At 64.8% G+C, this 10938-nt stretch carries 10 protein-coding genes; 8 read left to right on the top strand and 2 right to left on the bottom strand.

The features are described from left to right. Nucleotides 1-12: 12 nt before the first annotated feature. The 6 genes from BXY39_RS15885 to BXY39_RS15860 all read left to right on the top strand — a co-directional run bounded on the left by BXY39_RS15885 (nt 13) and on the right by BXY39_RS15860 (nt 6668). Nucleotides 13-1977 (top strand): sulfotransferase, encoded by a 1965-nt coding sequence (locus BXY39_RS15885; RefSeq protein ID WP_121939944.1) that lies wholly within the window; start codon nt 13-15, stop codon nt 1975-1977. Then, on the top strand, nt 1961-2332 hold the full coding sequence (locus BXY39_RS15880) for a tRNA-binding protein (protein WP_121939866.1): 372 nt from the start codon (nt 1961-1963) through the stop codon (nt 2330-2332). The genes BXY39_RS15885 and BXY39_RS15880 overlap by 17 nt, the downstream gene beginning before the upstream one ends. A gap of 87 nt (nt 2333-2419) precedes the next feature. Then, a complete protein-coding gene (locus BXY39_RS15875) occupies nt 2420-2899 on the top strand; it encodes a MarR family winged helix-turn-helix transcriptional regulator (protein WP_121939865.1) in 480 nt (159 codons plus the stop codon). A gap of 195 nt (nt 2900-3094) precedes the next feature. Then, the gene (locus BXY39_RS15870; protein ID WP_121939864.1) at nt 3095-3604 is read left to right on the top strand and encodes a hypothetical protein; all 510 of its coding nucleotides are present in this window, start codon (nt 3095-3097) and stop codon (nt 3602-3604) included. 241 nt (nt 3605-3845) lie between these two features. Then, nucleotides 3846-5285 carry a M20/M25/M40 family metallo-hydrolase gene (locus tag BXY39_RS15865; protein ID WP_121939863.1) on the top strand — a complete coding sequence of 480 codons (1440 nt, stop codon included), beginning with the start codon at nt 3846-3848 and terminating at the stop codon, nt 5283-5285. Between the two features lie 234 nt (nt 5286-5519). After that, a complete protein-coding gene (locus BXY39_RS15860) occupies nt 5520-6668 on the top strand; it encodes an alpha-hydroxy acid oxidase (RefSeq protein WP_121939943.1) in 1149 nt (382 codons plus the stop codon). Between the two features lie 152 nt (nt 6669-6820). Here BXY39_RS15860 and BXY39_RS15855 read toward each other — a convergent pair whose 3' ends face one another. After that, nucleotides 6821-7036 carry a DUF3126 family protein gene (locus BXY39_RS15855; RefSeq protein WP_121939862.1) on the bottom strand — a complete coding sequence of 72 codons (216 nt, stop codon included), beginning with the start codon at nt 7034-7036 and terminating at the stop codon, nt 6821-6823. Between the two features lie 359 nt (nt 7037-7395). Here BXY39_RS15855 and BXY39_RS15845 point away from each other — a divergent pair, with 359 nt between their 5' ends. Together BXY39_RS15845 and BXY39_RS15840 are read left to right on the top strand one after the other, a co-directional pair. Then, nucleotides 7396-7797 carry a hypothetical protein gene (locus BXY39_RS15845; RefSeq protein ID WP_121939860.1) on the top strand — a complete coding sequence of 134 codons (402 nt, stop codon included), beginning with the start codon at nt 7396-7398 and terminating at the stop codon, nt 7795-7797. Between the two features lie 148 nt (nt 7798-7945). After that, the gene (locus BXY39_RS15840) at nt 7946-8476 is read left to right on the top strand and encodes an MmcB family DNA repair protein (RefSeq protein WP_121939859.1); all 531 of its coding nucleotides are present in this window, start codon (nt 7946-7948) and stop codon (nt 8474-8476) included. A 34-nt stretch (nt 8477-8510) separates the two neighbouring features. On the opposite strand, the gene BXY39_RS15835 is transcribed toward BXY39_RS15840, so the two are convergent. After that, on the bottom strand, nt 8511-10625 hold the full coding sequence (locus BXY39_RS15835; RefSeq protein ID WP_121939858.1) for an HD-GYP domain-containing protein: 2115 nt from the start codon (nt 10623-10625) through the stop codon (nt 8511-8513). Nucleotides 10626-10938 lie beyond the last annotated feature (313 nt).

Here is a 10938-nt window from a genome sequence, read left to right as displayed (position 1 = left end):
CAAAGGGACATCATGGCGGGGCGTTTCAGCGCCGCGCTTGAGGGGCTGGCGCCGCTTCTCGCAGTCGGTGAGCCCGTGACCGACGCCCTGTATATGAGCGCGGTTGCACATCGCTATCTGGGGGCGCCCGACAGGGCGGCGGCGGCGCTGACGGCGCTGAAGGCGACACTGCCCGAATATGGCCGGGCCTGGCAGGAGGAGGGGCACCTGCTGCGCGCCGGGGGCGATGGGGCGGAGGCTATCCGCGCCTATCGGGCCGCCGTGCAGTTCAACCCGGCGCTGGACGCCAGCTGGAAAGCGCTCGCCGATCTGTACCGGGGCACCGGCGAGAGTGAAGCGGCGCGGCAGGCAGAGGCCCAGCATGCGCGTGTAACCCGCCTGCCGCGCGACCTGGCGGCGGTGATCAATCATGTCTCCGAGGGACGGCTGATGAAGGCGGAAACCCTTTGCCGGGCCTTTCTCAAAAAGACGCCGCACCATGTGGAGGCCATGCGTCTGCTCGCCGATATCGGGGTGCGGCTCGGCGTTCTCGACGACGCGGAATTCCTGCTGGAAAGCGCCGCCGGGTTCGAGCCGGACAATGTTCAGGTGCGGCTGGATTATATGGATGTGCTGCGCAAACGGCAGAAGTTCGACAGAGCCCACGCCCAGTCCGGCCTGCTGATCGGGCAGGACCCAGGCAATCCGGTGTTCCAGTCGCACCATGCGGTCAACAGCATGCATATGGGCGATTTCGACGCGGCGCTCGCGCTGTTCGACCGGGTGCTTGAGACCCTGCCGGGCGATCCGGCGACCCTGACCTCGAAAGGGCACGCCCTGAAGACCCATGGCCGGCAGACGGAGGCCGTCGCCGCCTACCGCGCGGCCTGCGACCGCCGCCCGGCCCACGGCGATGCCTGGTACGGGCTTGCCAACCTCAAAACCTTTCGCTTTACAGCGGTGGAGCGGGCGCGGATGGAGGATATTCTGGCCGGCCCCGGCCTTCTGCCGGCGGAGCGGGTTCATCTGTCCTTCGCCCTTGCCAAGGCCTGTGAGGACGACGGCGACTATGCGGCGGCCTTTGCCCGCTATGCCGAGGGGAATGCCCTGAAAAAACGGTCCAACCGCTATGACGCCGACCGGATGGCGGTGGAGCTGGCGGCCCAGGCCCGCGTCGCCGATGCGGATTTCCTGTCACGCTGCGCAGAGGGCGGCGGCTGCCCCGATCCCGACCCCATCTTTGTCGTCGGTCTGCCGCGCGCCGGCTCTACCCTGTTGGAGCAGATCCTGGCCAGCCACAGCCTGATCGACGGTACGCTTGAACTGCCGCATATCCTGGCGACCGCCCACCGGCTGCGGGGGCGGATCGGGCGTAACCGCTATCCGGACAGTCTTGGCGCCCTGTCGGACGAGGACGCCCGCGCCCTTGGCGCGGCCTATATTGACGGCACCCGTCTTTACCGGGGCAGCGCGCCCTTTTTCACCGACAAGATGCCCAACAATTTCCGCCATATCGGGTTGATCAAACGCATCCTGCCCAATGCCAGGATCATCGACGCCCGGCGTGACGCGATGGCCTGTTGCTTTTCCGGCTTCAAGCAGCTGTTCGCCGAGGGGCAGGAGTTTACCTACGACCTGACCGACATTGGGCGGTATTACCGGGACTATGCTGCCCTGATGGATCATTTCGACCGCGCGGCGCCGGGCATGGTTCTGCGTGTGCGTTATGAGGATGTTGTCGCGGATACCGAGGGGCAGGTGCGCCGCATCCTCGATTTCCTCGGCCTGCCGTTCGAGCGCCGGTGCATGGCGTTCCACAAGACCGAGCGGGCGATTCGCACCGCGTCGTCGGAACAGGTACGCGAGGCGATTAACACCAAAGGTCTGGACGCGTGGAAACCGTTCGCGCCGTGGCTCGACCCGTTGAAGGCGGTACTCGGCCCGCTCGCCGCAGGTGCGTCTGAAAAAGCGGGAGACGACAATGCACACGGTGACTGACCCGTCGGAACCGCCCATGGGCGAGATCTCGTTCGCCGATTTCCTCGCAGTCGATATCCGGGTGGGGACAATCATCGCGGCGGAGCCCTTTCCGCAGGCCCGTAATCCGTCCTATAAGCTGAAAATTGATTTCGGCCCGGGGGTCGGGGTCAAAAAGTCCTCGGCGCAGATCACACGTCGCTACGGCCTTGATGACCTGAAAGGACGGCAGGTCCTGGCGGTGGTCAATTTTCCGCCGCGCCAGATTGGGCCCTGGCGCTCGGAGGTGCTGGTGCTGGGGTTTGCCGGACAGGACGGCGACGTCATTCTGGTGTTGCCCGATGCTGCGGTGGCGGACGGAACGCGCCTGACATGACGCCTGCACGGTGCGGTCCATGCAGCCGGGTATGGTACGGTGAGGGAAAGACCAACGCCTGCCAGGTCAAGAGCAAAAGGGTAGTGTATGGCAGACTATGATGACATTCTGATCGCCCTGCGCCGGATCACCCGCGCGATCGACCTGCACTCCAAAAAGCTGGTGCGGACAAGCGGGCTCACCGCACCGCAACTTCTGGTGCTACAAAGCGTGCGGCGGCATGGGTGCGTCAAGCCGTCGACCATTGCCAGGGATATTGTGCTCAGCCAGGCCACGGTCACCTCGATCGTCGACCGGCTGGAAAAGAACGGCCTTGTGACGCGACAGCGGTCGGCGAAGGACCGGCGGGTGGTTGAAATCCTGTTGACGGAAGGCGGCCAGAAAAAGCTGCTGGCGGCCCCGGAACTGCTGCAGGCGGGATTCCTGCGCGAATATCGGAAGCTGGACGAATGGGAACGCACCCAGTTGACCGCATCGCTGCAAAGAGTGGCGGCGATGATGGACGCGGAGGATATCGACGCCGCCCCGATCCTTGAGGTCGGCGATATCGAACACAAGACCGCCTGAACCGGCAAGACCGCATGAACCGGGGCGATCCTCTGAACCTTCAGGATTTTCCGCGTTGCTGTCCGGCAGCATGGGCAGCGGGTCATCCGGGTGGAGCATCTATGCCGATACTGGAAAACCGGCACTGACGAAGACGGTACTTTTCTGGCGCGTACCGCGTTATAATGGGGTGCATGCCATTTCCCGGAAAGCCGTATGTCGAGGACCTTTGCCGAACGCTATTGTCCGCTTGACCGCGATCTGCCGTCGCTCGGGGCGCTTGACGCCGTGACCGGCTGGTGGCGCGGCCTGATTTCCCGAACGCCGGCGCCGAGGAAAGACGATATAGATTTCAAGGATTTGCGGGGCTGGCATGCCAAACTGACCCTGGCCGAGGTGTTGCCCGACTGCAGCGACATGATCGCCCGCATTGTCGGCGAGGACGTGGCCTTCCTCTATCGTGGCCAGTTGAAACGCGGCGTGCGATTCGGTGACATGATCGACGTGTCGCCCGACAGCCAGGCGGAACATATCCGCAAGATCGTTCTCGGCAATACCATGGCGTTGAACCGGGGGCTGCTGCTGCTGAGCACGGGGCAGACGGTCAAGGCCACGGCGATCGATTTTCCCCTGGCGGCGGCACCGGGCAAACCGGTTCATATCATCACATTTTATGATTTTCGCATGCCGGGCGCGTCCAGGCAGGTGGTACTGGATACGCAGTAAAAAAAGCGGGACGATCGCGTGTCGTTACACCATAGACCATGTGTCCGGAGTGTGCCGTCGAGGGTAAAACGTCCAGCGTCAGATAGCCCAAAGCCAGGCTTCCTGTTGAGGCGCCGGTTCCATGGCGCTGCCTTTGCCCCGTGAAAACAGGGCTTGCGGTCAGTACCGCCGGCCCGCTAGCGTGCGCGCGGCCATAACGAGCTGACTGCAGAAAATAATTTAATGTTGGGGGAGAAGTATCATGCGTCTGTTTACCGTCATCGCGGCGGCTGTTCTGTTGGCCACCGGCGGCAATGCCGACGATCAGGCCGCGCCTGATCGGACATCTTTGGCCGAGACCGAGCGGCAGGCGGCCCTGCTGCGGGACAGGGCGCTTGAGGGCAGTGCGGCCTATGCCATCGTCGAGAGCCTGACGACGGAAGTGGGGCCGCGCCTGGCCGGGACGCCCGACGAAGCGCGCGCCCGTGACTGGGCGGTGGCGAAACTGCGGGCGCTCGGCTTTGACGATGTGCGGGTGGAGCCCTTTGAGATGACGACATGGGTGCGCGGGCTGGAGACGGGCGCCATCGTCAGCCCCTATCCCCAGCCGCTGCTGCTGACGGCGCTGGGCAATTCCGGGGCCACCGGGCCTGACGGGATCACCGGGACGCTTGTTCCCTTCGCCACGCTGGCGGATTTTGCCGAGGCGCCGGCCGAGAGCGTCGCGGGCAAGATTGTCTATGTCGGCCATGCCATGGACAAGACGCAGGACGGGTCGTCCTACGGCTTTTTCGGCAATGTGCGCCGTCGGGGGCCGGCCATGGCGACGGCAAAGGGGGCGGCGGCCATTCTGATCCGGTCCATCGGGACGGACAGCCGGCGCTTTCCCCACACCGGCGGCACCCGGTTCAATGACGGCCAGACGCCCATCCCGGCGGCCGCCGTGTCCAACCCCGATGCCGACCAGATCGAGCGGATCGTGGCGCTGGCCGCCGACGGGGGCACGCCGGTGACGGTTTCGCTGACCCTGACACCGCGTGTGGCGGGCACGACCCTGTCCGGCAATGTCATCGTCGACCTGAAAGGCAGCGAGCGCCCGGACGAGATTGTCATCACCGGCGGCCACCTGGACAGTTGGGATCTGGGGACGGGCGCTGTGGACGACGGTGCCGGGGTGGCTATCACCACGGCCGCGGTCAAGCTGATCCGGGATGCTGGGCTGACCCCGAAACGGACCATCCGACTGGTGCTGTGGGGAGCGGAGGAAGTCGGTCTTCTGGGCGCCCAGGCCTATGCCAGGGCGCATGCGGACGAGATCGCCAATCATGTCACCGGATCGGAAAGCGATTTCGGCGCCGAACGGATATGGAAACTGCACACCGGACCTGTGTCGGACGAGGGCCGCGCCCTGACCGCGCGGATTGCCCGTCTGCTGGCGCCGCTCGGCATCGCGCCGGGGCCGGAGAATGCCACAAGCGGCGGCCCCGACCTGATCCCGCTGAACCGGGCGGGCATGCCGGTGCTGCGTCTGGTTCAGGACGGCACCGATTATTTCGATCTGCATCACACGCCGGACGATACGCTGGACAAGATCGATCCGGCGGTGCTGGACCAGAATGTGGCCGCCTATGCCGTTTTGTTGTGGATGGTCGCCAACAGCGATGTGGATTTCCGCCGGACCGGCACCGGCGCTGACGGCTGATCCCGGCAGGTGACCTGAGCGCCTGATCTGACCGGCTGACCTGGCCGCCTGACCTGGGCGGTCGATTTGCGGGGCTGCCGTGGGCCGTCATCGGCAGTTATCCGCAGCTATTCGCAGCCCCTTGCCGCGCGGTGGTGCCGGCGTCCATACTCGAGCCTGCATTGGCGCGCCCGGCCCGTGTGATGCGGGATGGGCGGCGCCTCAAGTCAGGCGCCCGGATATGGGGGAGGCGATATGAAGCTCGGCCAGTGTCACAATGTCATGGATTTGCGCGCCCTGGCACAGCGGCGTCTGCCCGCGCCGCTGTTCCATTATATCGACGGGGCGGCGGACGACGAATGGACAAAGGCGAACAACGCGTCCGCCTTTGCCAAATACGAGCTGATGCCGCGCTATCTCGTTGATGTGGACGAGATCGACCTGTCCACATCCCTTCTGGGGACGCGCATATCCATGCCGGTTTTCCTGTCGCCGACCGGCATGTCGCGCCTGTTTCACCATGAAAAGGAAATCGCCGTCGCCAGGGCGGCGCAGCGGTTCGATATTTTGTACAGCCTGTCGACAATCGGGACCAGCAGCATTGAGGACATCGCGGCGGCGACGGCGGCGCCGAAGATGTTTCAGGTTTACATCCTGAAAGACCGCGAGCTGACGAAAGAATTCGTCACACGGTCCAGGGCGGCGGGGTTTCAGGCGTTGTGTCTGACGGTCGACACGCCGCTGGCCGGCAACCGGGAACGGGACCACCGCACCGGCATGGTCATGCCGCCGCGCCTGACCCTGAAAAGCCTGGCGAGCTTTCTGGCGCATCCCCACTGGTCGCTCCATTTCCTGCGCGATCCCGATTTCCGGCTGGCGAATGTGATGCACCGTGTCGATGCCCTGGGCGGCGGGGCCATGGGGCTGATCGATTATGTGAACAGCCAGTTCGACCGCACGGTCACGTGGGACGATGCCGCATGGCTGGCCGAACAGTGGGACGGACCCTTCGTCATCAAGGGGTTGCAGTCGGCCGACGATGCCAAGCGGGCGGTCGAGATCGGCGCCACCGCCGTCATGATTTCCAATCACGGAGGGCGCCAGCTCGACAGCGCGCCGGCGCCGGTCGACTGTATCCGGCCCATGCGCGACGCCATCGGCAACAAACTGGAACTGATCGTGGACGGCGGTGTGCGGCGGGGCACCGATGTTCTGAAGGCCCTCGGCCTCGGGGCGACGGCCTGTTCGTTCGGGCGGCCCTATCTCTATGCGCTGGCCGCCGGCGGGCAGGCCGGGGTCGAGCGGATGCTGGGCCTGTTCCGCGCCGAACTGGAACGGGACCTGGCCCTGCTTGGATGCCGGTCCGTGGCGGAGATCAGCCCCGCCCACATTGCAGCCCTGTAGGTCTGAATGTAAGTCGGGGGGAGGCCTGAGGATCAGGTCCGGGGGTCAGGTATGGGGACCTCGAAGAGGGACGGGCGGCCGTCCCCTTTCTGCCGGCTGAATCGGATTTTCGGTCGGGTCGGATTTCAGCTTGGATCAGATTTCGGGTTGTATCAGATTTCCGGCAGGTCTTCCTCGATGACGCACATGTGGATCTGATAGGAAATCTCGCCCTCGTCATCGTCGCGGTAGACGACCGCGAGAAATTCGTCATCCAGCAGCACTTCGACGGAATCGTCGGTTTTCGGGCGTTTGGCCAGTTTGATGCGGTTGTTGTCGAATTTTGCACGCAGATATTTCTGCAATCTGGCGATTTCGATATCACGCATACGCGAAGTTCTCCCTGTTCACCGGCAAGGCCCGTCGTTTTGGCCTGCCGTTTTTGGCCCGCACGTTTTGATCCGCCTGTCCTGATCCGGGCGCCTGCCCGGATGACTGGTCCGGTTCATGTGTCATATATGGTGCGGCTGTCCCCGTCCAAGGGTTTAACCAATCCGGTCGGACCTGCGCAAGCTTTGCCGGACGGGGCGGAAAAGGCGGCAATTTTTTTGCGTGACGCGGGTGCCTTTGCTACCGTCCGGGGTGCCGTGTCTCCAAACGCGCGAAAAGGGGCATGGCGGGTTGATAAAAAGAACGGCAATGCCGATGTGTGATGATCCTGATACGGGCCGGAAGCGGGGCTGAGTAGATGACCGATTTTGGAGACGATGCCGAACTGGCGGGACAATATGTCGCCTGGACGAAAAATGCGCTGGTGGAAATGCGCGATATCAATGAGATGCTGATCGCCACGGAGCCGTCGGATGCCCTGCCCGCCGATATGATCGATTCCCTTTACGGGCTGTCCCACAACATCAAGGGCATGGGGGCCAGTTTCGATTATGGCCTGATGACCGAAATCGGTGCGTCGCTGTGCCTGTATCTGAAGAAAAGGCCGGATGGAACGTCCTATGACGGGGATCTGGTGACATCGCACCTGAAGGCGTTCGAGGTGGTGATCGACAATGACATACGCGGCCTGGGCGGCGAGAAGGGGCAGGCGGTGATCGCGCGGCTGAAACAGCTGGTCGGCGACGCCATTCACGCCTGACGCCCTGTGCGGGGCCGCCTTTCCAGACAGGTGCCAAAACGTTCTGGCACCGCATTTTTCAGACACCGCAATTTCCTGGCACGACATCTTTCAGGCGCGACAGTTTCTTGTTCCGTCTTTGTTCCGTGTGGGGCATAGTCATACGGCAATGCGGAACAGGACGGGTCATAGACACCGCGCGGACCTTGCGGGCCGCGCCCACGCCGGCGGTGCCGACGGGGCCGGACGGCCCGTGCTGACGCAGCGCATCACCACCAGCGTGCTCGCCCTTCTGGTGGATATGGGGTATGCGCCGCTGACGGAGGTGGCGCTTGGCAATGGCCGGCGCGCCGATGTGCTCGCGGTGGACGACAAGGGCGGGGTGCTGGCGGTCGAGATCAAATCCGGTCTGGCGGACTTTCGTGCCGACAGCAAATGGCCCGACTATCTGCCTTTTTGCGACCGCTTCTTTTTCGCCGTGGATACCGGCTTTCCCATGGGGGTTCTGGATATGCCGGACACCCGCCCGGAGACGGTGGGGATCATTGTCGCCGATGCCTACGGCGCCGATATCGTCCGCCCGGCTCCGCAGCGCGGCATGAACGGCAACCGGCGCCGGACCGTGATCCGGTCCATGGCCCGGCAGGGGGCGCTGCGACTGGCGGCGGCCCGTATCGGGACCGCGCGCGCTGACGGCTGATCCGCACCGGGACAAAAAAGGATTTGGTGCCGGCCTAGGATGCGGGGATGGTGCCGTCGTCTTCCGGCGGCAGGGCAAAGCCGGCCCAGCGTTGCCGCCCCGTCTTGTTTTCAAGAATGTTCGCCAGCGCCACGACGGCCCGTTTTTCAAAGCGGCCGCCGGCGTCGTCCTGCAGATGCTCCATGGCGGTGTCAAAGCCGAGGCCGGCCCGGTGCGCGCGCGCCGACACCATGGCGACAAAGGCATTGGCGACAGCCAGCACCCGGGCGACGGGTTCGATATCCGCGCCCTTGAGGGCGGGTTCGCCGCTGCCGTCCCAGCGCGCGCCCAATTGTGCCAGCGCCGCGCTGACCGGGCCGTCGAAATGCAGCCCGTCGAGGAGAGAGGCGGCCTTGCGCATGCTGGCCCGGACCAGTTGCAGTTCATCCCCGCTCAATGGGCTTTGCTTGGTCAGGATCGCGCGCGGCACGAAAATTTTGCCCAGATTGACGAGCAGGCCGGCGATCCGCGTGGCCTCGACCATGGTGGTGTTGAAGCGCAGTTCGCGGGCGATGGCGACGCTGACTTCCGCGACGCGGGCGGAATGGTGTTTGCTCCACGGATCGCGGGCGTCGATGATCTGCGTCAGGGCCGTGATCATCTGACGCAGGAGGGCCTCGCTGCGGTCGCGGGCGGCGACCAGATCGCTGATATCCTCCATCACCAGCAGGGCCGATGTACCGTGCCCGGTTTCCGTCCGCATCGGCACCAGACGGGCGCGCATGACGCGCTGTCTGTGATCGCGGTCCGCCGGCCCGTCGCCGCCATCGGCAGCGGGGGCGGCAGCCGGGGGGGCATCGGGGCGGACAGTCAGAATGGCTTTTTCCCCGGCACGGGCGGAATCCACGCCGGCCTTGAGCAGACTGGCCGCGTCCTGCGGGAACACCCCGTCCACCGTCTGATCCTTGAGGGAAGCGACACTTTGCTGTGTCAGCCGGGCCATGCCTTCATTGGCGAAGGTGATCTTGCGGTCGGCGTTCAGCACGGCAATGGCGGTCGGCTGGCTGTCGCTGACGGTTTCGAGAAAATGGCTGAGGGCTTCGGCTTCGGCCTTGAGGGCGGCCTGGGTTTCATAGGCCTGCCGCAGGCGGATGGACACACCGTGGCGCCAGGCCAGCACCAGCAGAATCAGGGCCGCCAGCGCGGCCAGGGACAGGGTGACCGTAAGACCCTGGCGTTTGGCGCGGGCGTCCGCCAGGGCTTCCTCGGCCGCGATGGTGCGGACCAGTGTCCAGTCGACCGGGGCGGACAGTTGCCGCCCGGTCACCAGAACCTGTTTGCCGGCATAGTCAGCCTGCTGCGCGATGGCGTTCGGCGTCGTGGCGGCAAAAAGCGCGGCCGGGTCGATGCGCCAGGCCTCCGGGCGCCCGCCGCCGGCAAGGGGGGTCAGGGCCTGGGCCCGTCCCTCCGCGTCGACCCGTACCAGATAGGTTTCAGCGGACCGGGACAGGGCCCCCGGCTGAACCAGTGTGTCGAGAAAGGCGCCGTCCAGCGGCCGGGCACCGATGATCCAGGCCGTGTTGGCATGTGTGTCCATCATGCCCTCGGCGGCGCTGAGCGGGGCGGCGAAAATGGCCAGCGGTGTCCCGTCGCTGAGCCGGGGGCCGAGACGGATGAAGGGGGTTTTGTCGTCGCTGTGCGGCAAATGGGGGCCGTCCAGCGGCGGCATGCCGGACGTGACCGCCACCGGCGGACCGTCGGCGATGACGACGGCCAGCCCGGCCCGCTGCGGTCTGGTGATGTTGGCGGCCACCGTATCCAGGGGGCGCTGTTCATGAAACCCCTGGCGTTCCGCCACCGCCGACAGCAGCGAGAAGATGAAGCTGCGCTGGGCATCGACCGTTTCCGGATCGCCGCTCAGGGCCAGACTGCTGTACAGTTGCAGCGACGCATCGCGGGACAGCTGTTCGACAACGCCGAGATGCCGGTTCAGCCAGGAGGATGTATCCATGGCACGGCTGTCGGCGACAATTTTCAGACGGTCCCGCCAGCGGGCCAGCTGCTGGTCGGCTTCTGTCGCGGCAAAATCGTTGATCAGGGCAAAAAGACCTGCCGCTATCACGCCGATGCCCACGGCGATTGCCGCGAGCGTGCCTTTGTTCATCGTCATACCCCGGTCTCCCCACGCCTGCGATACGTTCCTTAGCCGCCGGCAAACGTCTTAACCCGATCCGTTCCCGCATGTTTTCATTTTGCTCAATTCGCGAGCGAATTTTCGTGAGAATGGAACGGTGGCTTGGAACCCGCAAATGACGGCGATAGTCTCTACCCGGACGATTTTCGCACGCCATGGCTTTATTTTTCACTGCGACACATGTTGGCGGAGTTTGCACGCCGGCTCAACACTCTTGTCGCGCGGTCTGCCCTGGCTGTCCGAAGTGGACAAGACCCACAGCCGGCGCCGCCTGGGCGTGCCGGGGTCG

The sequence above is a fragment of the Eilatimonas milleporae genome (assembly GCF_003688555.1).
Taxonomy (GTDB): Bacteria; Pseudomonadota; Alphaproteobacteria; order Sphingomonadales; family Kordiimonadaceae; genus Eilatimonas; species Eilatimonas milleporae.
The sequence above is the reverse complement of the archived record's forward strand: the minus strand, read 5'-3'. Positions and strand labels throughout refer to the sequence as shown.

Excerpts from the sequence above, each read along its gene's own strand:
- BXY39_RS15885 (WP_121939944.1), top strand. The coding sequence starts at position 13 with ATGGCGGGGCGTTTCAGCGCCGCGCTTGAGGGGCTGGCGCCGCTTCTC.
- BXY39_RS15880 (WP_121939866.1), top strand. The coding sequence starts at position 1,961 with ATGCACACGGTGACTGACCCGTCGGAACCGCCCATGGGCGAGATCTCG.
- BXY39_RS15875 (WP_121939865.1), top strand. The coding sequence starts at position 2,420 with ATGGCAGACTATGATGACATTCTGATCGCCCTGCGCCGGATCACCCGC.
- BXY39_RS15870 (WP_121939864.1), top strand. The coding sequence starts at position 3,095 with ATGTCGAGGACCTTTGCCGAACGCTATTGTCCGCTTGACCGCGATCTG.
- BXY39_RS15865 (WP_121939863.1), top strand. The coding sequence starts at position 3,846 with ATGCGTCTGTTTACCGTCATCGCGGCGGCTGTTCTGTTGGCCACCGGC.
- BXY39_RS15860 (WP_121939943.1), top strand. The coding sequence starts at position 5,520 with ATGAAGCTCGGCCAGTGTCACAATGTCATGGATTTGCGCGCCCTGGCA.
- BXY39_RS15855 (WP_121939862.1), bottom strand. The coding sequence starts at position 7,036 with ATGCGTGATATCGAAATCGCCAGATTGCAGAAATATCTGCGTGCAAAA.
- BXY39_RS15845 (WP_121939860.1), top strand. The coding sequence starts at position 7,396 with ATGACCGATTTTGGAGACGATGCCGAACTGGCGGGACAATATGTCGCC.
- BXY39_RS15840 (WP_121939859.1), top strand. The coding sequence starts at position 7,946 with ATGCGGAACAGGACGGGTCATAGACACCGCGCGGACCTTGCGGGCCGC.
- BXY39_RS15835 (WP_121939858.1), bottom strand. The coding sequence starts at position 10,625 with ATGACGATGAACAAAGGCACGCTCGCGGCAATCGCCGTGGGCATCGGC.